Annotated in this window: 16 protein-coding genes; 11 read left to right on the top strand and 5 right to left on the bottom strand. The window is 64.3% G+C overall.

What is annotated here, in order from left to right:
- Positions 1-67: 67 nt before the first annotated feature.
- The 8 genes from BEP01S_RS10480 (at position 68) to BEP01S_RS10445 (ending at position 10,532) form a co-directional block, all read left to right on the top strand.
- Positions 68-1,780 (top strand): ATP-binding cassette domain-containing protein, encoded by a 1,713-nt coding sequence (locus BEP01S_RS10480; protein WP_062242900.1) that lies wholly within the window; start codon positions 68-70, stop codon positions 1,778-1,780.
- Positions 1,781-1,890: 110 nt separating this feature from the next.
- Positions 1,891-3,078 carry a tRNA dihydrouridine synthase DusB gene (dusB, locus tag BEP01S_RS10475; protein ID WP_039208956.1) on the top strand — a complete coding sequence of 396 codons (1,188 nt, stop codon included), beginning with the start codon at positions 1,891-1,893 and terminating at the stop codon, positions 3,076-3,078.
- 2 nt (positions 3,079-3,080) lie between these two features.
- Positions 3,081-4,388, top strand: coding sequence for a deoxyguanosinetriphosphate triphosphohydrolase (locus BEP01S_RS10470; RefSeq protein WP_062242897.1), 1,308 nt, complete (start codon positions 3,081-3,083; stop codon positions 4,386-4,388).
- Between the two features lie 3 nt (positions 4,389-4,391).
- The gene (gene dnaG, locus BEP01S_RS10465) at positions 4,392-6,422 is read left to right on the top strand and encodes a DNA primase (RefSeq protein ID WP_062242894.1); all 2,031 of its coding nucleotides are present in this window, start codon (positions 4,392-4,394) and stop codon (positions 6,420-6,422) included.
- 163 nt (positions 6,423-6,585) lie between these two features.
- Positions 6,586-7,230 carry a TetR/AcrR family transcriptional regulator gene (locus BEP01S_RS10460; RefSeq protein ID WP_062242891.1) on the top strand — a complete coding sequence of 215 codons (645 nt, stop codon included), beginning with the start codon at positions 6,586-6,588 and terminating at the stop codon, positions 7,228-7,230.
- A 44-nt stretch (positions 7,231-7,274) separates the two neighbouring features.
- Positions 7,275-9,038 carry an MDR family MFS transporter gene (locus BEP01S_RS10455; protein ID WP_244882187.1) on the top strand — a complete coding sequence of 588 codons (1,764 nt, stop codon included), beginning with the start codon at positions 7,275-7,277 and terminating at the stop codon, positions 9,036-9,038.
- Positions 8,980-9,945, top strand: coding sequence for a D-2-hydroxyacid dehydrogenase (locus BEP01S_RS10450; RefSeq protein WP_062242885.1), 966 nt, complete (start codon positions 8,980-8,982; stop codon positions 9,943-9,945). The genes BEP01S_RS10455 and BEP01S_RS10450 overlap by 59 nt, the downstream gene beginning before the upstream one ends.
- Positions 9,942-10,532, top strand: a complete 591-nt coding sequence (locus BEP01S_RS10445; RefSeq protein WP_062242882.1) for a hypothetical protein — start codon at positions 9,942-9,944, stop codon at positions 10,530-10,532. Before BEP01S_RS10450 ends, BEP01S_RS10445 begins: the two co-directional genes overlap by 4 nt.
- Positions 10,533-10,674: 142 nt before the next feature.
- Here BEP01S_RS10445 and BEP01S_RS10440 read toward each other — a convergent pair whose 3' ends face one another.
- Both BEP01S_RS10440 and BEP01S_RS10435 read right to left on the bottom strand, forming a co-directional pair.
- Positions 10,675-12,102, bottom strand: coding sequence for a glyceraldehyde-3-phosphate dehydrogenase (locus BEP01S_RS10440; RefSeq protein ID WP_062242880.1), 1,428 nt, complete (start codon positions 12,100-12,102; stop codon positions 10,675-10,677).
- Positions 12,103-12,157: 55 nt separating this feature from the next.
- Complete coding sequence (locus tag BEP01S_RS10435) at positions 12,158-13,195, bottom strand: YhjD/YihY/BrkB family envelope integrity protein (RefSeq protein WP_062242877.1); 1,038 nt, start codon at positions 13,193-13,195, stop codon at positions 12,158-12,160.
- 291 nt (positions 13,196-13,486) lie between these two features.
- Between BEP01S_RS10435 and BEP01S_RS10430 the strand changes: the two genes are divergently transcribed.
- Positions 13,487-14,122: a DedA family protein gene (locus BEP01S_RS10430; protein ID WP_083532658.1), complete on the top strand. Its 636-nt coding sequence runs from the start codon at positions 13,487-13,489 to the stop codon at positions 14,120-14,122.
- A 23-nt stretch (positions 14,123-14,145) separates the two neighbouring features.
- Here the strand turns inward: BEP01S_RS10430 and BEP01S_RS10425 are convergent, their stop codons facing one another.
- Complete coding sequence (locus BEP01S_RS10425) at positions 14,146-15,189, bottom strand: glutathione S-transferase C-terminal domain-containing protein (protein WP_062242875.1); 1,044 nt, start codon at positions 15,187-15,189, stop codon at positions 14,146-14,148.
- Positions 15,190-15,423: 234 nt separating this feature from the next.
- A complete protein-coding gene (locus BEP01S_RS10420) occupies positions 15,424-17,232 on the bottom strand; it encodes an AMP-dependent synthetase/ligase (RefSeq protein WP_152609626.1) in 1,809 nt (602 codons plus the stop codon).
- Positions 17,233-17,421: 189 nt separating this feature from the next.
- Between BEP01S_RS10420 and leuS the strand changes: the two genes are divergently transcribed.
- Together leuS and nadE are read left to right on the top strand one after the other, a co-directional pair.
- Positions 17,422-20,337 carry a leucine--tRNA ligase gene (gene leuS / locus BEP01S_RS10415; protein ID WP_062242872.1) on the top strand — a complete coding sequence of 972 codons (2,916 nt, stop codon included), beginning with the start codon at positions 17,422-17,424 and terminating at the stop codon, positions 20,335-20,337.
- Positions 20,338-20,438: 101 nt separating this feature from the next.
- On the top strand, positions 20,439-21,272 hold the full coding sequence (gene nadE / locus BEP01S_RS10410) for an NAD(+) synthase (RefSeq protein ID WP_062242869.1): 834 nt from the start codon (positions 20,439-20,441) through the stop codon (positions 21,270-21,272).
- Positions 21,273-21,387: 115 nt separating this feature from the next.
- On the opposite strand, the gene BEP01S_RS10405 is transcribed toward nadE, so the two are convergent.
- Positions 21,388-22,104: a hypothetical protein gene (locus tag BEP01S_RS10405; RefSeq protein WP_039208939.1), complete on the bottom strand. Its 717-nt coding sequence runs from the start codon at positions 22,102-22,104 to the stop codon at positions 21,388-21,390.
- Positions 22,105-22,157 lie beyond the last annotated feature (53 nt).

Raw genomic sequence — 22,157 nt, 5'->3', positions numbered from 1 at the left:
CCTCATGCCGTGACTTGCGGGTGCCACGGACCCGCAGCGCTTCTGCGTACACGAAATGAGGACTCTCATGCCTGCAGCAATCACTGTGTCCGGACTGGACTTCCGCCTCGGCGACGATACCGAGATCTTCTCCCAACTCACCGCCACCATCCCCGCTGACCTCGTCGGACTCGTCGGCGACAACGGGATCGGCAAATCCACCTTCGCTCGAGTACTCGCCGGTCGGCTGCCAGCCTCGGCGGGAACCGTCATGGGTGCCGACAGTGCCGTCTACATCGACCAGCTGCTGCCGCACTCGACGCAGCGAGTCGACTCCGCATTGGACATCGCCTCCGCGCGGCAAGCGCTGCGCCGTGCGCTGAGCGGCGAAGCCGACCAATCTGACTTCGAACTCATCGGCGACGACTGGGACATCGAAGAACGGGCCCTAGCGGCGCTGGCCGATCTCGGACTGCACCTGAGCCTAAGCGACCTCGACCGGAGCCTGAGCAGCTTCTCCGGCGGGCAGGCCACTCGCATCGGACTGGCCCGAGCAGCACTGGTCGGCGATACCTGGCTGATCCTCGACGAACCGAGCAACAATCTCGACGAGGACGGACGCGCACTGCTGACGACCCTGCTCACACAGCGGCGCGGACCGACACTCGTCATCTCCCACGACCGAACCCTGCTGACGCATATGAACTCGATCATCGAGATGACCGACCGGCTGCGCGTCTACGGCGGAAACTTCGACGACTATGAAGCCATGGTCGCCGCGGAAGAGGAAGCCAAGCAGCAGAAGGTCACCGATGCGAAGAAGACCCATTCGATCGAAAAGCGACAGCGGATCGAACTGGAGACGAAACTCGCACGGGCCGACCGGAAAGCGAAGAAGGACAAGGAGAACAAACGCCGGCCGAAGATCGTGATGAACGGGCTGACGAACTTCGCCGAGAAGTCAGCGGCCAAACGACGCGGCGACAAGGCCGACGATGAAGCAGCGGCATGGGACGAACTCAACGCCGCCAAAGATGCGCTGCGACGGACGTCGAGTGTCCGCCTCGACCTGCCGGACACCCTAGTCCACGCGACCAAACGGGTCCTCGAGATCTCCACGACCGCCTCGGCGAGGGCCGAACGACCGCAGACGGTCGTCGGACCGGAACGGATCCGACTGACCGGACCCAACGGGGCAGGGAAGTCGACGTTGCTGGCGGCGATCCTGGCCGCCGCGAACGGTGAGGCGGCAGAGGCCCAAGCGGCCGCAAGGGGCCCACACGCGGCGGCCGGACGAATCGACTCGGACGAACACGAGAGGGTCGAATCGGGGCCGCCGATCGCCGAACTCTTCGGCGCCCTCGACATCTCCGTCGCTGTTCCGACGGCTCACCTGGACCAGCAGTACCGACTGCCGGGAGAGCTGACGGTGATGGAAGCGGTGCGATCAGGCAATCCGCATCTCGACCCGCACCGCGTCCACGAAGTGCTCGCGGCCATGGGACTGCGTGCAGGGCGCACCGACCAGATCTGTGCGACCCTGTCCGGAGGGGAACGATTCCGGGTTGCGCTGGCGTCAGGACTCCTCCAAGACCCGGCCCCGCAGCTGCTCATCCTCGACGAACCGGGCAACAATCTCGACCTGTCATCGCTCGAAGCTCTGGTGACCGCTCTCGAAGGATTCGGCGGTGCCATGGTGATCGTCACCCACGACGACCGGCTCGCGGCAGAGCTCTCCGTCGACACCGAATGGGATGTGCGGGAATTTCTGTGCACCGAATCAGTTGATATGAACAGGTGAGTTGGCGCCACGGGGGAGGAGTGCGTCCGCATCGGTATAGATTCCGACCGTTAATGGGTGAAGAGAGGCAGGCGAATGTGCGATTTTGACTTGACTGGGATAATGGTTGCGTGAGTGTCATCAGCCCTGCCCCAGAGACCAAATCCCCGAAGCCCGAAACAGCCCTGCGCATCGGGCCCATCGAGCTGTCGTCACCCGTCGTGCTCGCGCCGATGGCCGGGATCACGAACACCGCTTTCCGCCGCCTGTGCCGCGAATACGGAGCGGGACTCTATGTGACCGAAATGGTCACCACTCGGGCGCTGGTCGAACGCAATCCGAAGACGATGCGCATCATCCACCACGAACCCTTTGAGACCCCGCGCTCCGTCCAGCTCTACGGAGTCGACCCAGTGACCATGGGCCAGGCCGTGCGGATGATCGTCGAGGAGGATCGCGCGGACCACATTGACCTCAACTTCGGCTGCCCCGTCCCCAAGGTCACCCGCAAGGGCGGCGGCTCCGCGCTGCCGTGGAAGCAGGACCTGTTCAAGTCCATCGTCACAACGGCCGTCACCGAGGCGGACCGCCGGGACGTGCCCGTGACCGTGAAGATGCGCATCGGCATCGACGCCGACCACACGACCTTCCTCGATGCCGGCGAAACTGCGCGCAACGCGGGCGTCGCCGCCGTCGCCCTGCACGGCCGCACCGCCGCCGATCTCTACTCGGGGACCGCGAACTGGGACGCAATCGCCCGATTGAAGGACCACCTCGGCGACACCGTTCCGGTGCTCGGCAACGGCGACATCTTCGCCGCCGAGGATGCCCTGGACATGATGGCCAGGACCGGCTGCGACGGCGTCGTCATCGGTCGCGGATGTCAGGGACGGCCGTGGCTGTTCGGCGACCTCGCGAATGCGCTCAACGGCAGCGACGAACGCCACCGTCCCGGACTCGCCGAGGTGGCCCGCGCCGTGTACAAACACGGCGAATACCTCGTCGACCACTTCGAGGACGAATTCCTCGGCGTTCGTGACCTGCGCAAACACATCGCCTGGTACTTCAAGGGCTATCCCGTCGGGGGAGACCTGCGCAGCCAGCTGGCCATGGTGTCCTCCCTGGAAGAGCTCCACGGTCTGCTCGACCAGCTCGACAAGGACGCCCCGTACCCGGGCGAAGCCGCCGAAGGATCCCGCGGCCGCACCACCCGGCCGAAGAAGCCGCACCTGCCCGAAGGCTGGTTGGACTCCCGCATCTTCGATCCCAGCGGGAAGTCGCTGCTGTCGGAGGCCGAACTCGACATCTCAGGAGGATGAGAATGCCCTTCGACACTCACCCGCACACCTCGGTGCGGACGGGTACCGTGGCGGTCTACTCGCCCTGGGACGAGGAACGGTGGGTGAGCGAACCGGCGAAGAATCCACGACGCTCGGCCTTCCAGCGCGACCGTGCCCGTGTCCTCCATTCCTCGGGGCTGCGCCGCCTCGGCGCGAAGACCCAGGTCGTGTCCCCGGGCACTGACGACTTCGTCCGCACCCGGCTGACTCACTCGCTCGAGGTCGCCCAGGTCGGGCGCGAACTCGCCCGCTACCTCGGCTGCGATCCCGATATCGTCGACACCGCCTGCCTGTCCCACGACCTCGGACACCCGCCCTTCGGCCACCACGGAGAGACGATCCTCGATGCCCTGTGCAAAGACATCGGCGGGTTCGAAGGCAACGCCCAGACCCTGCGTCTGGTCACCCGCATCGAACCGAAGGTCATCGCCGACGATGGTCGCCCGGCAGGCCTCAACCTGTCGCGCGCGAGCCTCGACGCCCTGACGAAGTACCCGTGGCCGCGATCTGAGGCCTCGGCCGGTCGCCGCGACTCCGGGGTGCGCAAATTCGGTGTCTACGACGACGATCGAGCTGTCTTCGACTTCTACCGCGAGGGCGTCGACAACGGCCAGAAATGCATCGAAGCCCAGGTCATGGACTTAGCCGACGACATCTCGTACTCCGTCCATGACGTCGAGGACGCCATCGTCGCCGGTCACCTCGACCTCGCCGACTTCGCCGCCGACGATCGCCGGGCCGAACTCTTCGAGATCACCCGTCAGTGGTATCTGCCGGAGACCACCGATGCGGAGATGAACAAGGCACTCGGCCGCCTCCAGGCCGCCGCCTACTGGCCCAAGGAGACCTTCGACGGCTCCCGTCGAGCTCAGGCCGGCCTCAAGCACATGACCAGTCAGCTCATCGGGCGCTTCGTCGGTTCTGCGGAATCCGCGACGCGGGAGGAATTCGGCTGGGAGCCCCTAGCGCGCTACTCAGCCTCACTCGTCGTGCCTGAGTCGACCACCGTCGAAATCGCCGTGCTCAAGGGCATGGCCACCCTCACAGTGATGGTCGCCGAGGATCGACTTCGACTCCACGACATCCAGGCGGCTGTCATCAACGAACTCGCCGACTGGTATTGGCAGTCACCGGACAAACTCGATCCGATGTTCCGCGCCGATCACGCCGAAGCCGCCGATGACCCCGCACGCCTGCGCGTCATCGTCGACCAGATCGCGTCCCTGACCGACCATTCCGCCTGGGCCCTCTACCACCACCTCAACGCCGGAGCGGAGGATCGGCTCTAGACCATGGCCGGACTCATCAAACGCGAGGACATCGATGAACTGCGCAGCCGCACCCGCATCGATGAAGTGATCGGGGAATTCGTCACCCTCAAGACCGCGGGCATCGGATCGCTCAAAGGTCTGTGCCCCTTCCACGACGAGAAGACCCCGTCATTCACCGTGCGTCCGCAGGTCGGGATGTACCACTGCTTCGGCTGCGGAGAGTCCGGAGACGTGTTCACCTTTCTGCAGAAGGTCGAACAGCTCAGCTTCGTCGAAGCCGTCGAGACGCTGGCCGGCAAGGCCGGAATGCACCTGCGCTACGAGGACGGAAAAGGGCCGGACCGGGAACAGGCCAGCCGCAGGCAGCGGTTGCTGGAGATGCACGAAGTCGCACAGCGCTTCTTCACCCAGGCTCTTGAGTCCGAGGCCGGACAGATCGGTCGCGAGTTCCTCACCGGCCGCGGCTTCCCCGCCGAGTCGAGCCGGGAGTTCGGCATCGGCTTCGCTCCGAAATCCTGGGATGCCCTGACGGGCCACCTGCACAAGGCCGGCTTCACCGATGAGGAGATCCTCGCCGGCGGTCTGGCCAGCGAGGGCGGTCGCGGAATCTACGACCGGTTCCGCGGTCGGGTGATCTGGCCGATCAAAGACATGACGGCCCGGACCATCGGCTTCGGTGCCCGCCGACTCTATGACGACGACAAGGGACCGAAGTACCTCAACACTCCGGAGACCGCTCTCTATCACAAGAACCAAGTCCTCTACGGGCTCGACCTGGCGAAGAAGTCGATCGCGAAGACCAAACGCGTCGTCGTGGTCGAAGGCTACACCGACGTCATGGCCGCCCACCTCGCCGGAGTCGAACAAGCCGTGGCGACCTGCGGAACGGCCTTCGGCGCCGAACACGTGAAGATCATCCGACGCCTCCTCGGCGACGACCCGACCGGGCAGGTGATCTTCACCTTCGATGGTGACGCCGCCGGTCAGAAGGCTGCACTCAAGGCCTTCGAATTCGAGAACCTGTTCACCGCCCAGACGTTCGTCGCCGTCGAACCCGACGGTCTGGACCCCTGTGACCTGCGCATGCAGAAGGGCGACGCGGCCCTGCGCGAACTCATCGACGGGTGCAAGCCGCTCTTCGAATTCGTCATCACCACCGCGATCTCACGCTTCGACCTCGACACCGTCGAAGGTCGGATCTCCGCGGTCCGCGCCGCCGCCGAAGTGCTCACCGACATCCGCGATCGCAACAGCCTCTCCCACTACTATCGGTTCGTAGCCGGCCGCATCGGCGTCGATATCGACGAAGTGGAAGGCGCTGTCCGCACCGCCGCACGCCAACCGAAGCAGAACCGTCAGACCGGAGACCAGCCGGCCAACCGGCCCGGATTCCGCGACGGTCCGCCCGCAGCCCCCGCGCAGAACTTCCGCCGCGAACCACCGCCTCCGCCCACGGCACAGTCATCGGCACCCGCCGAGGCAGCCCCGGAGCAGGCGGGCGCCTCGGCGGGGGAGATCTCCGACGAACGCAGCATCGAATACGTCTACGAGGAACGCCCCGACGTCTCGAACCTCTCGGCTCCGATCAACCCTGCCCGCCTGAAGACGGAGAAGGGTGCCCTCATGGTCGCCCTCCAGCATCCCGAGGCCGTCAATGCGAAGCTCTTCGATTCGCTGTCAGGGAAAGCCTTCGAACACCCCGGCTACCGGCGGATCCAAGACGCGATCAAACAGGCCGGGGGACTGGGGGCAGCCGGCGCAGTCCAGTCGAAATGGGCTGAACGCGTGCTCGAAGCCAGCGACGAAGACCTCAGGCCCTATGTTGCCCAGCTGCTCGTGACCCCGTTGCCGGTCGTCGAAGGAGACGGGATCAATCGGTTCGCCCGCGGCATCGTCGCTCGCCTCTTCGACTACGACCTCGAACGCATCGCCAAGGAACTCCACTCCCGTCTGCAGCGCCAGGACACCGCTGACGGAGCGGGCCAGGCCGCACTGCTCGGTCAGCTGCAGACCCTTGAACAGCATCGGGCACGCCTGAAGATGCTCATGTGAGCTGAGACGGCACCAGCACACTGCTCAATCCACGTCACTGCACTCATCGAAGCACCAGACTCAACGGGCTCACTGCGCTCCGTGAAACTCTGCACACAGTGAAATAGTGCACAATTGCAGATTTGCAGTTGGTGAAAGTTTGCATGTGGTGCAAAATGTACTTATGCCCGTTGAAGAAACCCTGCGCTCGAAGAAAGCGCGGCTGACCCGCAACGCCCTCCATGAGGCCGCGATCACCCGCGTCCTCGAAGACGGCCTGGCCTGCGCCACCGTGGCGAACATCGCCGCAGACGCCGGCGTGTCCACGCGTACCTTCTTCAACTACTTCGAGACGAAAGAGGACGCGATCGTCGGCCTCGGACCCGAGGTCAGCGTCGACGAAGGCCTTGCCTTCGACTACGTCCACAGCCCGGCCGGACTCGACACTCTGGCCGAAGACACCGCTCGCTTCGTCCGCGAAGCACTGCTCGTCGGCTCCGTCGATCCCAAACTTCCGGTACGGCGCCGCCGCCTCTTCGCCCTGTACCCGGAAATCGTGAGCAAGAGCTTCGACCGGGCAGAAGAACTCGAAGAGATCGTCACTGGCCACGTGCTCGACCGACTGCGTTACCTCGGCCAGGAGTTCTCCTCCGAGGACTCCGCCTGGCGCAGCGCGCGCATGCTCACCCAACTCTGCCGCGTCCCGCTCAGCCATGCGGGACAGGCGATCAAAGCCAATCCGGATTCGGTCGAGCACAAAGGTGGAACCAAAGCGATCTTCGAAGACTCCGTGAGCCTGTTCCGCAAGGTATTGGACCGACTGCAATGACGAAAGCTGTGATGAGAAGCAACCACGAAACAGATGTGACAACAATGCCTGCAACCACCTCGAAGAACTCCGCAACCGCGGGACCCGACGAACAGACCGCGCCGATGACCACCTCGGCGATCATTCTGCTCTTCGTGGGCCTGATGATCGCGATGTTCATGTTCTCGCTCAACCAGACGGTGCTGGCCACAGCGCTGCCGACCATCGTCGGCGAACTCGACGGCGTCGACCAGATGCTGTGGGTCTCAACCGCATTCATGCTCGCCTCGACGATCATGATGCCCGTCTACGGCAAGGTCGGTGACCTGTTCGGACGCAAACCGCTGTTCATGTTCGCCATCTGCTGCTTCCTGCTGGGCTCGGTCTTCGCCCTCATCGCGAACGAGATGTCGACGCTGATCTTCGGCCGCGTGCTCCAGGGCATCGGCGGCGGCGGAATGATGATCCTCTCGCAGTCGATCATCGCCTCCGTCGTCCCCGCTCGCGAACGTGGCAAATACATGGGCATCATGGGCTCGGCCTTCGCCGTGTCGTCCGTGGCCGGACCGCTCATCGGCGGCTGGCTGACCGAAGGCCCCGGCTGGCGCTGGGCCTTCGCCATCAACTTCCCGCTGGGCATCATCGCCCTCATCGCCGCCGCTGTGTTCCTCAAGGTGCCCAAGCACACCAGGGGCAGCGGACCGCGCCCGAAGATCGACGTCATCGGCATGGCGCTCATCTCCATCGTCACCTCCTGCATCGTGCTCACCTCCGCCTGGGGCGGACACGACTTCGAATGGGGATCCTGGCAGATCAACGGACTCATCATCACCGGAATCGTCGCCGCAGTCGCCTTCGTGTTCGTCGAGCTCAAGGTCAGTGAACCGGTCATCCCGATGCACCTTTTCGCCAACCGCGACTTCCTGCTGTGCACGATCGCCGGTCTCTTCGTCGGCATCGGCATGTTCGGTGTGCTCTCCTATATGCCGACCTACCTGCAGATGGTCCACGGCATCGACGCCACCGTCGCGGGCCTGATGATGGTACCGATGATGGGCACGATGCTCGTGTCCTCGACGCTCGTCGGATTCATCGTCTCCCGCACCGGCAAGTACAAAAAGTACCCACTGTCCGGCATCCTCATCATGGCCGCCTCGCTCGTCCTGCTCTCCCAGCTGAAGGCGGAGAGCTCGGCCTGGGAGACCATCGGCTGCCTGGCGCTGCTCGGACTCGGACTGGGTCTGAGCATGCAGACTCTCGTCCTCGTCGTCCAGAACGCCTTCCCGGTGTCCATGGTCGGCACCGCGACCGCCTCGAACAACTACTTCCGCCAGGTCGGCGCCACCCTCGGTATGGCGTTCATCGGTTCCGTGTTCACTCAGCGACTCATGGACAACATCAAGTCCGGAATCACAGAGATCGCGAAGGCGGCCCCACACGGTCACATGCCCAAGATCTCCTCGACGGGGCTGACTCCGGAGATCGTGTCGAAGCTGCCGGAGCCGTTCCATTCGCTCATCATCACGTCCTACAACGACGCGCTTGTGCCACTGTTCCTGTGGGTGGCTCCGCTGGCCGTGCTCGGATTCGTCTTCCTCTGCTTCCTGCCCAACACTCCGCTGGCGCAGACGCTGAAGAACGAACCGGCGAAGCGGGAGAACCTCGACGTCGGAGCAGAGAACGCGGTGATCGCGCCTGCGTCGGTTTCCACCCCCGCCGAGGCATCATCGGTTAGTGTGGCAGAAAGCCCACTGTCGGAGGAGCCGAGGAATGACGGTACTGACCATACTCAACTCACCCGGGACCGAGATCCCGTCACTGATCACTGATCTGGGGGAGCGGGACGGGATCGAACTGCGCGTCGCCGAAGCGTCGACCCTGTCCCAGGCGCTGCCCGGCACCGATGTGCTGCTGATGTGGGATTTCTTCTCCACAGCGCTCAAGGATGTCTACGGCAGCGCCGACCGGCTCAGGTGGGTCCACGCCGCAGCAGCCGGTGTCGACTCGCTCCTTTTCGATGAACTCGTCGACTCACCGGTGACGGTGACGAACGCGCGGGGGATCTTCGACCGCCCGATCGCCGAGTTCGTCCTGAACTACGTCCTCATGCACGCGAAGAACTCGATCGGTTCTCTCGCCGATCAGGCCGAGGGGAAGTGGAATCGTCGGTCGACCCGTGATATCGCCGGCACCAAGGCGCTCATCGTCGGCACCGGCGCGATCGGCCGAGGCATTGCACGTCTGCTGCGAGCCGTCGACATCGAGGTCACCGGTGCGGGATCGCGCGCCCGCAGCGGCGACGCCGACTTCGGTGAGGTCATCGACTCCGCAACCCTGCCCGAGCATGCGGCCGGCTTCGACTGGGTCATCGATATCGCGCCGCTGACGGAGAAAACCGAAAGGCTCATCGGCGCCGAGGCGTTCGCCGCCATGGACGACTCCGCTGTGTTCATCAACGTCGGACGAGGCGACACCGTGGACACCGACGCCCTCGTCACCGCCCTGCGCGCGGGGCAGATCGCCGGGGCCGGGCTCGACGTCTTCGACGAGGAGCCGCTGCCCGCGGGCCATCCTCTGTGGTCGATGGACAATGTCATCATCACCCCGCATATGAGTGGAGACACCGACGGGTGGAGGATGCGACTGGCCGAGCAGTTCCATCGCCTGTTCGAACAGTATCTGGCCGGGGAGCAGTTCCCGCACACCGTGGACAAGAAACTCGGGTACGTACGTTGAGCCAGGCCGACGATCCCGCGGCACAGCGGGCGTTCCTGGCCAGGGTGATCGCCGAGCTCATCGCCGTGCGCCGCGCCCGTCTGCTGAGCATGCTGGTGCTCGCATTGGCGATGCTCGTGGCCGGCCTCGGGGCCGCCGTCCAAGCCCAAGGCGATCACATCGACGCGGTGCTGCTGTTCTCGGCTTTCAGCCTCATCATGATCGGCATGGTCTGCGCACTCGGTGCGATCATCGCGTGGACGCGGATCAACCGGGACGTGCTCGACTCGATCGCGGCTACAAGACCGGCTCGGGCAAAAGCGCCGCGGACACGGAATGCCGGTCTCGCAGTGGCTGTGGGCTTCGCCATCGTCGGGATCCTGTTCGGCACACTGCTGTGGGGTCAGACTCCGATCCTGGCTGGTGCCATCGTGCTTGCGTGCCTGCTGCTGGCCTGCCTCGGACCGATCTGGGCGAATGAACTGGCGAACGCCGACGACCGACTCGCCGTCATCCTCGACAGCGACGATGATCTCTCTGCCCGGTTCGCGACCTTCACCCCGATCTGGCTGCACGAAGCCATGGAGTCCGACGCCGCGGCGGAGTAACTGAAAGCTTTCGCTGGCGGGGGAGGCGAGTGCAGTGCAGCAATGAATGACGAAGGCGCCCGGAGTCAAAGGACTCCGGGCGCCTAACTCAGCCGGTCACCGACCGCTCATCTCAACGGTCGGGTGAGCCGCCTCGGCGATATCAGGGAAAGGCCGGGACGTCGACGTCGGCCATCTTGGCCACGCAGCGCACGACCTGGCAGGAGTAGCCGAATTCGTTGTCGTACCAGACGTAGACGACGACACGGTCCTCATCGACGATCGTGGCCAGACCGTCGACGACACCGGCACGCTTGGAGCCGACGAGGTCGGTGGACACGAGCTCGGGGGAGGTGACGTAGTCGACCTGGTTGCGCAGCGGCGAATGCATCGACACCTCACGCAGGTAGGTGTTGAGCTCGTCGACGGTGGTGGCCTTGTCCAGGTTGAGGTTGAGGATCGCCATCGACACGTTCGGGGTGGGCACGCGGATCGCATTGCCCGAGAGCTTCCCGGCCAGCTCCGGCAGAGCCTTGGCCACAGCCTTGGCGGCACCGGTCTCGGTCAGGACCATGTTCAGCCCGGCTGCACGGCCGCGGCGGGAGCCCTTGTGGAAGTTGTCGATGAGGTTCTGGTCGTTGGTGAACGAGTGGACCGTCTCGACGTGGCCGTTGCGGACACCGAACTTGTCGTTGATTGCCTTGAGCACCGGGGTGATCGCGTTCGTCGTGCACGATGCGGCCGAGACGATGTTGTCCGAGTCGAGGATCGCGTCGTCGTTGACTCCGAAGACGATGTTCTTGACATCGCCCTTGCCGGGAGCCGTGAGCAGGACCTTCGAAGCACCGGGGCAGGCGAGGTGCTTGGACAGGCCCTCTTCGTCACGCCACTTTCCGGTGTTGTCGACGATGATGGCGTCGTTGATTCCGTAAGCGGTGTAGTCGACCTCGGAGGGGTCATTCGAGTAGATGACCTGGATGAGGGTGCCGTTGGCCTGGATGGTGTTGTTCTCTTCGTCGACGACGATGCTGCCGTCGAAGGCTCCGTGCACCGAATCGCGGCGCAGCAGGGAAGCGCGCTTGACGATGTCGCTGTCCCCGTTGCGGCGCACGACGATCGCACGCAGACGCATACCGGTGCCGCCGGCACGGTCGATGAGGATGCGGGCGAGCAGACGACCGATGCGACCGAAGCCGTAGAGCACGACGTCGCGGGTCTCGCCCTTGCCTGACTGCGATTCGACGACCCCGGCGAGCTCGGCGGCGAGGAAGGCGTCGACATCGGCGTTCGGATCATCGAGCTTCTCGATGAGGCGGCCCAGATCGATGCGAGCCGGAGCCAGGTTGAGTCCCGACAGTGCTTTGACGATGCGGTGGGTGATCTGGATGTCGAGCTCTTCGCCGAGGAAGTGGCGAGCGTAGCGGTGAGCCTTGATCATGCCGGTCACCGACTTGTTCAGCAGCGACCGTCCGAACAGGGTCAGCAGAACGTCGTTCTCACGGTACAGGCGTCCGACTAGCGGAATGAGTTCTTCGGCGGCAGTCTGCTTCTTCGCCCAATCGTCCAGGCGAGCAGTCGTAGCGTCAGTCAAAGGTCGTGTCCCCTCGGTCAGTTATAACGGATGCGCCAACAGTCTACCGTCTCGCCTATTCGCGATCGGACTGGCGTTCCTCGAACCGCTTGAAGCCGAGCAGAGTCAGCGCCACGATTCCCGCACCGGTGATGAGTGCGCCGAGGCTCTGCGCCTGCACCTTCGGTTCGACGAAACGATATTCCGGCTCCTCCTCACGCGGCCGCGGAGGCTTCGCCGTGCCGATCCAAGCGGCGATGAACAGGATGATGCGGGCGAAGACGTTGAGCGTGAGCATGATCGCGATGATCGATCCGAACACGCCGGCGGCCTTGTTCCCGGAGAAGAGATTGACGAGCACCGTGGAGAAGTTGATGAGAATGAGGAACGCGGTCGCGCCGATGAGGGAGCCGCGGTTCTTCGCCTGTTTGTCCACCGGCTTCTCCGGCAACATCGTGAACAGGAACCAGAAGATCATCCAGGCGGCTCCGAAAGTGAGGATGACCGGAACGATGAACAGCAGGCTCGCGGCGAATCCGGAGAGTCCGAGCAGATCGGCGATCATCGACCGCAGGCCGGTGCCGACGACGGTGAGTGCCACGGCCAGCAGAAGACCGATGATGAGGCCGATGAGGGTGACGACATTGCCGAGGACCTTGGCGACGAAGGATTTCTCCGGCACGGCATCGTCGAAGTCATCGTGCAGCTGTGCGCGCACCGCGGCACCGAGGTTGCCGATGAATCCCTGACCGGTGTAGAGACCGGTGAGAATACCGATGATTCCGACTGCCTGCCAGTCGAGGAGGTAGCCCTCGAGTGTTTTCGTCAGCGACTCGTTGCCGGCTGTGAACGCCTCGATCTGTTCCGTAACCTCGGGTAGAAGCTCGGGGCGGGCGACGTCGAGGACGAAGCCGATGCTCGCGAGGCTGACCATGGCGATGGGCATGACCGCGAGAACAAGGAAGTAAGTGATCGCGGCACCGAACTGATTGCCCAGACGCTGTCCGAAACGCTGGACTGCGCGCATAAGGTGGGCGGGCCCGGGTCTGTTGACGGCATTGTGTCCGACCTCAGCGACGGTGTTGCGCGAGGCCAGTACTTTGGCAGGTGCCACGTGAGTGCTCCTTCGATGCGTATCCGCAAGGTGCGTTCGTTTTCCGGTCTGAGGTGTTCGTTTCCACACTAGCCGCTGTGAGCGTACTGTGAGCGGCAGGCCGCGCCCTTATCTAGACTTTTGACCATGCCGATCACTGATTCGTACGCTCTCGCCGACGATTTCGCCCCCGCTGCCGCCGACAGCCTCTCAGCCGGTCTGCCCACTGGGGGAGTCCCCGCCGATGTGCTCGCAGCCGGCGGCAGTGCGGCTGACAGCCTCAGCGGATTCTCGGCCTGGACCGTGACGATCATGGAGACCCTGGGGCCGGCCGGTGTCGGATTCATGGTCTTCCTCGACAACATCTTCCCGCCGATCCCCAGCGAACTCGTCCTGCCACTGGCCGGATTCACCTCGAGCCAAGGGCAGATGAACATCGTGGTTGCGATCGTCTTCGCCACGATCGGATCAGTCGTCGGCGCAGTCCTGCTGTGGGCTCTGGGCAAGTGGATCGGCATCGAACGCATCGCCCGCATCGCGGTGAAGATGCCGCTGGTCGACGTCGATGATGTGCACAATACCGTCGCCTGGTTCGACAAGCACGGGGACAAAGCCGTGTTCTTCGGGCGGATGATCCCGATTTTCCGGTCCCTCATCTCCATCCCCGCGGGCATGCGGGATATGCGACTGGTCAAATTCCTGCTGCTGACGACGTCCGGCAGCGCGATCTGGAACACGATCCTCATCGTCGCGGGCTTCACCCTCGGTGAGAACTGGTCGGTCGTCGAGACGTACGCCGGTTACTTCCAGAACCTCGTCATCGTCGCCGTGGTCATCTTCGTCATCGTGTGGATCGTTCTCAAGGTCCGCAAACAGCGACGGAAGAAAGCCGCCGGGCTCGACACGACCGAAGACGATCACATCAAGCCCGGACAGTTCGACTCCTGACGCTGAGGCGGCTCAGCCTCGCATCAGCTCACCCAAGCGGATGCCGTGTGGGCGGGTGCGACCTCTTCGCCGGGCTTGACCGGTCCGGGTGCCGTCCCGTCGCCGAAAGGCGATCCGCCGAACTTGCTGTCGCGACCGTGATCGCTCAGCCAGCCCGATAGATCCGGGCCCTTGGGCACGATCTGCGTCGGGTTCACGTCCTGGTGGACGATGTAGTAGTGCTGTTTGATCTGCTCGAAGTCGACCGTGTCTCCGAAACCCGGCGTCTGGTACAGGTCGCGGGCGTAGCCCCACAGGTTCTCGAAGGCCGTGAGCGGCTGACGGTTGCACTTGAAGTGGCCGAAGTAGACAGGATCGAACCGAACGAGGGTCGTGAACAGTCTCACATCCGCCTCGGTGATGGTCTCACCCATGAGGAAGCGCGAATGGCTGAGCCGGTCCTCGATGATGTCGAGTGCGTTGAAGAGGCGGTCGAAGGCCTTTTCGTAGGAGTCCTGGGAGCCGGCGAAACCACAGCGGTAGACCCCGTTGTTGATCTCGGTGTAGATATGGCGCATTACCTTCTCCATCTCCTCCCGTGATTCCTCGGGCCAGAGATTCGGGGCACCCTCACGGTGGAATTCGGTCCACTGGGTGGAGAAGTCCTCGGTGATCTGTGGGAAGTCGTTGGTCACTACGACGCCGGTGGGCACGTCGACGACGGCCGGCACGGTGATTCCGCGCGGATAGTCCGGGTACCGGGCGAAGAATGCCTGCTGCAGCCGTTCGATGCCGAGCACCGGATCCACTCCGCCCGGGTCGAGATCGAATGTCCACGACCGCGCATCATGGGTGGGACCGGGCAGACCGATGGAGATGACGTCCTCGAGTCCGAGGAGGCGACGGACGATGATCGTCCGGTTCGCCCACGGGCAGGCGCGGGCGGCGACGAGGCGATACCTGCCCGGTTCGACGGGCCACTGCGCGTTCGGATCGTTGAGGATGCGATCGTCGATGTAGTTCGTATCGCGGTTGAATTCCGCACCTTCGGTCACGTAGCTGGGCGTGTGATCAGTGGACTCGGACATGACGCTGCCTCCAATGAGATCGGTGAGTGCGACTACTGTCCTCAGCTTACGACGCTGAGGCAAGCCCTCACCGAGGCGGGACGACGTCACCGACGCACCGTCCTCCTCGGTGACAGAAGTCCACCGTCGCCGAGGCGGGACGACGACGGCCCGGGACGGACCGTTCGAGTCCGTGCCCGGGCCGTGCCCGCGAGCTGTGACCGGCGGCTGTCCGTCGCCGACAGCGGCTGTGCCTCAGCTGGCGTAGAGCGCGTCGATATCGGCGGCGAAATCCTTGTTGATGAGGTGACGCTTGACCGACTGCTTGGCCGAGAGGTAGCCGTTCTCCTCGGTGAGTTCGATCGGCAGGATCTTGAACTTCTTGACCCCTTCGGCGCGCGAGACGGTCTTATTCATCTGCTCGACGGCCTTGGCCACTTCGGCCTGGATCGCATCATCGTCGGCGGCTTCGCGCAGATCCATCTGCGGCAGATCATGGTTCTTCAGCCAGCCCGGCAGCATCTCCGAATCGAGGAAGATCAGAGCGGAGACGAACTTGCGGTTCTCACCGACGAGAACCGGCTGACCGATGATCGGGTGACGACGCAGGACATCCTCGAGCGGAGCCGGGGCGATGTTCTTGCCGCTGGAGGTCACGATGATCTCCTTCTTGCGGCCGTTGATCGTCAGGTAACCGTCCTCGTCGAGGGAGCCGAGGTCGCCGGTGCCGAACCAACCGTCGTGGAACTCCTTGGCCGTGGCCTCCGGGTTGTTCCAGTACTCGCGGAAGACCGGCACACCCTTGGCCAGGATCTCACCGTCGGGAGCGATCGCCACGGAGACTCCGGGCAGAGGCACGCCGACGGTTCCGATCTTCGACTTCTCAGGCACATTGACGGTGATCGGGGCCGTGGTCTCGGTGAGTCCGTAGCCTTCGAGGACGATGATGCCCAGTCCGCGGAAGAAATGACCGAGGTGAGCGCCGAGTGCGCCACCGCCGGAGACCGCGTGGGTGACCTTGTTGCCCATGACCGCACGCAGCTTCGAATAGACGAGCTTGTCGAACAGGGCGTGCTGGAGCTTGAGGCTGGTCGGCACCTTGCCGGCGTCCAAAGCCTTTGAATACGCGACGGCGACCTGCTCGGCGCGGCGGAAGATCTTCTCCTTGCCACCTGACTGAGCATTGGCCAGTGCGGCGTTGAAGACCTTCTCGAAGACGCGCGGAACACCGAGGATGAACGTCGGGCGGAAGCTGCCCATGGCGTCGGTGAGCTTCGTCAGATCCGACTGATGGGCGAGCAGCGCGCCGTTGCTGATGGCCAGGACCTCGATGAACCGGGCGAAGACGTGAGCCTGCGGCAGGAACAGCAGGCAGCGCATCTCCGTACCCAGAACACTGGGGATCTGCTGGCGGGCGGCCTGGGCGGTCTGGACGAAGTTCGCGTGTGTGAGTACGCAACCCTTGGGCTTGCCGGTGGTGCCGGAGGTGTAGATGATCGTGGCCACGGATTCGGAACCGACCTGTGAGCGGACTGCTTCGAGCTCCTCATCGCTGATGTCCTTGCCGGCTTCGGCGAGATCGGCGAAGGCGCCTTCATCCCAGACCCGAAGGGCCGGCTCTTCGCGTCCGGCGGCCTTAGCCGCTGCCCGCACCCGGTCGGCATGCTCGGCGCTGGCGACGAGCCCACGCGTGACATCGGCGTCGGTGAGCATCCAGTTGAGCTGGCTCTCCGAGGAGGTGTCGTAGAAGGGAACGGAGATTCCGCCGGCGTACCAGACGGCGTAGTCGCTGAGCGTCCACTCATACGAGGTGGGTCCGAAGATCGCGATCCGGTCGCCGACTCCGACACCCAAGGCGATGAGTCCCTTTGCGGCCGCCTTGACCTCTGCGAGGAATTCGGCCGCGGTCAAGTCCAACCAGCCGTCTCCGTCCGGCTTGGCGACCAGAGGGCGGCTGGGGTCCTCGGCTACTGTGCCGAGGAAGATGTCGGTCGTCGACGAGGTGGTATCGACCTCGAAACCTACGACGGGTGTTGACGACTGCGGCATGGTCGTTGGGCTCATGAGTCTCCTTCGAGGACGTAAGTTACTGCTCGGTTATCTTACAGTTCGGCCGGGTCTCAGTGAAATCGATCACGTTTGCCGTGATAACCGGCGTCCGCTGCCCTGCGAGCAGTCTATCCAAGTCGAATCAAGGGACGTTCAGAGTACGATGGTCGGAACCCGCTCACGTCTGTTCAGCGAAGGAAGGTAATGACGACGAACCCTGAGGAGACCGGTTTCCGCTATGACGCGGCGCTGGCCGAAAAGATCGAGAAGTCTTGGCAGCGCACTTGGGAGGAATCGGGCACGTTCCACACCCCGAACCCCACCGGAGACCTCGGCGAGCTTGACTCCCAGGATGTCTCGTCGCCCTACGCTCCGCCGGCCGACCTGAGCCAGCGCGAGTCCCTGTACATCATGGACATGTTCCCGTACCCCTCCGGCGTGGGACTGCACGTCGGCCACCCGCTGGGCTACCTCGGTACCGACGTCTACGGCCGTTACCAGCGCATGCGCGGACACAATGTCATGCACGCTCTGTCCTATGACGCCTTCGGACTGCCCGCCGATCTCTACGCGGTGCAGACCGGTCAGCACCCGCGCATCACCACCGATGCCAATATCGCGAACATGACCGAGCAGCTGCGTCGCCTGGGCCTGGCCCACGACGTGCGCCGCCGCTTCGCCACGACCGACGACGAATTTGTCAAATGGACGCAGTGGATCTTCCTGCAGATCTTCAACTCCTGGTACGACCCCGAGGCGACCACCCCCGACGGTGAGGCCAAGGGTGCGGCTCGTCCGATCGACACGCTCATCGAGCAGTTCGCCTCCGGCGCACGCCCCACCCCCGACGGTCGCGCCTGGTCGGATCTGAACCCGGCCGAGCGGGAGAACGTCCTGCAGGACTTCCGTCTGGCCTACGTCTCCGAATCCCCGGTCAACTGGTGCCCCGGACTGGGCACCGTGCTGGCCAATGAGGAGGTCACCGCCGAAGGTCTGTCCGAACGCGGAAACTACCCGGTCTTCACCCGCCGTCTGCGTCAGTGGAACATGCGCATCACCGCCTACGCCGACCGCCTCATCGACGACCTCGACGGTCTGGACTGGCCGCATGCGATCCACGCGATGCAGGTCAACTGGATCGGCCGGTCGAAGGGCGCCCTGCTGCGCCTGCCCGTCGCCGGTGACGAGACCTCTGAAATCGAGGTCTACACCACCCGCCCGGATACCCTGTTCGGCGCCACCTACCTGGTCCTCAGCCCCGAACACCCGCAGGTCGCCTCACTGACAGCGCAGACCTGGGATGCGTCCACGCCCGAGTCCTGGCGTGGGGGAGAGGCCACCCCCGCCGAGGCGATCGCCGCCTACCAGCGCGCCGCCGCGGCCAAGACCGACGCCGACCGGCAGCAGAGCCGGGAGAAGACCGGCATCTTCACCGGCTCGTATGCGCTCAACCCGGCCACCGGGGTGCAGGTTCCGATCTTCATCGCCGACTACGTCCTCATGGGCTACGGCACCGGAGCGATCATGGCTGTGCCCGCCGAAGACGCGCGTGACTGGGACTTCGCGAAGGCCTTCGGACTGCCCTATATCCGCACCGTGCAGCCTCCGGCCGACCACGATGAGGACGCTCCGTTCACCGGCACCGGTGTGATGATCAACTCTGCCAACGCCGAGATCGACATCAACGGTCTCGAAATCGATGCAGCGAAGGCCAAGGTCACCGAATGGCTGGCCGGCAAGGGCCTGGCCACCGAATCCACTCAGTACCGTCTGCGCGACTGGCTGTTCTCCCGCCAGCGCTACTGGGGCGAACCGTTCCCGATCGTCTACGACGAGAACGGCACTCCCATCGCTCTGCCCGATGAGATGCTGCCCGTCCAGCTGCCCGAGGTCGACGACTTCGCACCGCGCACCTATGCGCCCGACGATGCCGACAGTCGTCCCGAGCCGGCGCTGAGCCGGAACCAGGAATGGACGAGCGTCGAACTCGACCTCGGTGACGGCCCGAAGATCTACCAGCGTGAGACGAACACGATGCCCAACTGGGCGGGATCGTCGTGGTACCAGCTGCGCTACGCGGACCCGCACAACGCCGACCGCCTCGTCGACCCCGCCAACGAGAAGTACTGGCTGGGACCGCGGCCTTCGAAGCCGCGCGGCGGCGCCGACCTCTACGTCGGCGGGCAGGAGCACGCTGTGCTCCACCTGCTCTACGCCCGGTTCTGGCACAAGATCCTCTTCGACCTCGGACATATCTCCTCGTCCGAGCCGTTCCACCGTCTGGTCAACCAGGGGTACATCCAGGCTTACGCATACACCGATTCCCGTGGTGTCTACGTCCCCGCCGCTGAGGTGGAGGAGAAGACCGAATCGAACGGTGAGCTGACCTTCTGGTTCAACGGCGAGCAGGTCAACCGTGAGTACGGAAAGATCGGCAAGTCGCTGAAGAACTCCGTCATGCCCGACGAGATGTACGACGCTTTCGGTGCCGACACCTTCCGCGTCTACGAGATGTCGATGGGTCCTCTGGAACAGGACCGTCCCTGGGACACTCGCGCGGTCGTCGGTGCCCAACGTTTCCTGCAGCGCGTGTGGCGACTCTTCGTCGACGAGACCACCGGCGAGTCCGTGGTCGCCGACGGTGAGGCCGACGCCGAATCGCTCAAGGTCCTCCACCAGGTCATCGACGGCGTGCGTGAGGACATGGACAATCTGCGGTTCAACACCGCGATCTCGAAGCTCATCGTGCTCACCAACCACGCCACCAAGCAGGGCGGCGCGACCCGGGAGGTCCTCGAACCGCTGACGATCATGCTCGCGCCCTTTGCCCCGCACCTGGCCGAAGAGCTGTGGTCGCGCCTCGGACACAAGTCGACGGTCACCTATGCGGCGTTCCCCGAGGCGGATCCGAACCACCTCGTCGCCGAGACCGTGACCTGCGTGGTCCAGGTCAAGGGCAAGGTGCGTGCACGGCTCGAGGTCGCTCCGGACATCTCCGCCGACGAGCTGGAGAAGCTGGCTCTCGAATCGCCGAACGCCGTCAAGGCCCTCGGCGGAGCCGGAGTGCGCAAGGTGATCGTGCGCGCGCCGAAGCTCGTCAACATCGTTCCCGACGCCTGAGGACACGGCGATACATCGCCGTAACACAGCTTCTGGGAGACTGCATGGGTACGGGCGCCGGACAGCGGCGCATCGCCCCCTCGACTACGACTGGTGAGTGCATGACGAACGACAGAGTTCAGGACGAGATCCGACACGCCCTCGGCGTGCGGCCACAGATCGACCCCGCCACCGAGGTGGTCCGACGGGTCGAATTCCTCGTCGACTATGTGCTCACCACCGGTGTCAAAGGCCTCGTGCTCGGCATCAGCGGCGGACAGGACTCCACTCTGGCCGGCAGGCTCTGCCAGCTGGCCGTTGAGGATCTGCGCCGCCGCGGTGCCGAGGCCGAGTTCTGGGCCGTGCGCCTGCCCCATCATGTGCAGACCGATGAGTCGGACGCCCAGGACGCGCTGTCCTTCATCGGCGCCGATCATGAGCTGGCGATCAACATCGGTGCCGCCACGGATGCGGCGGCCGACGAGTACGAGAAGGCCGCTGGAAGCCCGATCACCGACTTCGGCAAGGGCAACGTCAAGGCCCGGATGCGGATGATCGCCCAGTTCGAACTCGCGGGGGAGAAGAAAGCTCTCGTCGTCGGCACCGATCATGCCGCCGAGGCGGTCACCGGGTTCTTCACGAAGTTCGGTGACGGTGCGGCCGACGTCGTTCCCCTGGCGGGTCTGAACAAAAGGCAGGGACGGGAACTGCTGCGCCACCTCGGTGCTCCCGAACATCTCATCGTCAAGGTTCCGACCGCGGACCTGCTCGATGACGAACCCGGCCAGACGGACGAATCGTCGCTGGGTCTGACCTACGACCAGATCGATGACTTCCTCGAGGGGAAGGAGATCGAGCCCGCAGCCGCCTCGGCGCTCATCGAGAAGTACCGCCGGTCGGAACACAAACGTCGCACCCCTGTGGCTCCGACGGACACCTGGTGGATCCGGCACTGACCAGGATCCTGTCCTCCCCGCACAGGGACTGTCATTTCGGGTTCAGCCGCTGATGAAGAAGCGCCCCGGTCGTCGAACGACCGGGGCGCTTCTTGAATTCTCAGGGTGATTCGACTCAGTCGTTGAACGGCGGGGTGCCCGTGACGAGTCCGAGTTCGAGTGCCGTCTGATTGAACTCCCACCGGGAGGAGACGAAGTCGTCGCTGAGGCGTTCGCCGCGGCTCTGGGCTTCGGTGTAGCCGCGCCAGCCGTCCTTGCGGGCATCGCCGGGACGGATTTCACGGACACCGGAATCGTCGGGGGAGGTCCGAGTCTCCTCCTTCACCCAGATCGACAGTCCCTCAGCGGCCCGATAGAGGTTCATGAACGCCGTGTGCGAGCGCGGGTTGTCGAAGCTGGCCTTCTTGAACTCGGCACAGAAGGTGGTGAGCGGTTCGAGCTCGTCGACGGCGACGGTGGCGAAGGTAGCGTCGAGACGCAGCGACTGGATGAGGCCCGACGAGTCCGGGATGAGTTCGAGGATGCGGCGGGCGCGACGCTCATCGGGAAGCAGCTCGACCGTGTCCTCCACCGGGGTGAGTCCGACAGTGTCCATCCGGCCGCGTTCGACGCTGAGCTGCTGTCGCAGTGCGTCGATCTGCTGCTGGGCACGTCGCCATTCGCCGTGGAACATCAGCAGTGCGGCGATCACGCCGAGGCACAGCACGAGCCCGATGATCCAGGCTGCGGAGTGCAGCCCGGGGATGGCGAAGGCCACGATGCCGAGCACGGTGAGCACGGCAAACGTCACGGCGGCCGGTGAGTTGGTGAGGAAATCAAGGAAACGCTTCACAATTCCAAGCCTACTGTTTCAACCTCCACATATCGTGCAACCGGGTGGCATAT

The sequence above is a fragment of the Brevibacterium epidermidis NBRC 14811 genome (assembly GCF_001570805.1).
GTDB lineage: Bacteria > Actinomycetota > Actinomycetes > Actinomycetales > Brevibacteriaceae > Brevibacterium > Brevibacterium epidermidis.
The sequence above is the reverse complement of the archived record's forward strand: the minus strand, read 5'-3'. Positions and strand labels throughout refer to the sequence as shown.